We start from the raw sequence: 848 nt of genomic DNA, 5'->3' as shown, positions 1-848 counted from the left end.
GGCACCGTCACAGTTCTGACCGCCCTGCCGGCCCGGCGACGGCTTCCCGTTCCGAGCCGAGCAGGAGACGAACAGCCTGTGGCCAGCATGCATCACCCCGCGGAATCAGACCAGATCGCCGCCAGCCGCGACGATGAAGTCGTTCTCGGCGTCGACACCCACAAGGACCTGCACGTCGCCGCGGTCCTCACCCCGGTCGGCGCGCTGCTGGCCAGCGCAACCTTCCCGACCACCGCTGACGGCTATGCGCACCTGCTCGCCTGGGCGTGTGAACACGGAACCCTCCGTCGGGCCGGTGTCGAGGGCACCAGCTCCTACGGCGCCGCCCTGACCCGCCATCTACTCGCGGCCGGTATCGCCGTGTCCGAGGTCAACCGGCCCGACCGCGCCGCACGCCGACGCCGAGGCAAGACCGACACCCTCCGATGCCGAAGCGGCCGCCCGTGCCGTCCTCTCCGGCCAGGCCACCGCGATCGCGAAGACCGGCAACGGACCAGCCGAGATGACGCGCATGCTCCGGCTGGCCAAGACCTCCGCGGTCAAAGCCCGAACCCAGGCCGTCAACCAACTCAAAGCCGTCCTGGTCCGCGCCGACCCGGCCCTGCGTGAATCCCTCACAGGACTGGGCCCCGTGACCCTCGTCCGCCGATGCGCCGCCCTCGATGAGGTCGCACCGCTCGACACCCCCACCACCGCGCGCTACACGCTACGCCGGCTGGCCACCCGGATCCTGCAGCTCACCGACGAGGTCAACGACCTCAACCGAGAGCTGACCACCCTGCTCACCCGTCACACACCCGCACTACTCACCCGCGTCGGCGTGGGACCAGATACAGCCGCGGCCCTCC

Annotated in this window: 2 protein-coding genes and 1 pseudogene; 2 read left to right on the top strand and 1 reads right to left on the bottom strand. The window is 70.6% G+C overall.

The window, feature by feature from the left end:
* Window positions 1–105: 105 nt before the first annotated feature.
* Window positions 106–276 (bottom strand): hypothetical protein, encoded by a 171-nt coding sequence (locus MXD62_RS27700; protein ID WP_248832334.1) that lies wholly within the window; start codon window positions 274–276, stop codon window positions 106–108.
* Here MXD62_RS27700 and MXD62_RS41000 point away from each other — a divergent pair.
* Together MXD62_RS41000 and MXD62_RS27695 are read left to right on the top strand one after the other, a co-directional pair.
* Window positions 205–609, top strand: coding sequence for a hypothetical protein (locus MXD62_RS41000; RefSeq protein WP_368862458.1), 405 nt, complete (start codon window positions 205–207; stop codon window positions 607–609). The genes MXD62_RS27700 and MXD62_RS41000 overlap by 72 nt on opposite strands.
* Window positions 503–848: pseudogene (locus MXD62_RS27695) on the top strand (IS110 family transposase); the annotation flags it as partial. The gene MXD62_RS41000 and the pseudogene MXD62_RS27695, both read left to right, overlap by 107 nt.

It is taken from the genome of Frankia sp. Mgl5 (genome assembly GCF_023242985.1).
Lineage (GTDB): Bacteria > Actinomycetota > Actinomycetes > Frankiales > Frankiaceae > Parafrankia > Parafrankia soli.
This window is presented reverse-complemented; position numbering and strand designations above follow the sequence as displayed.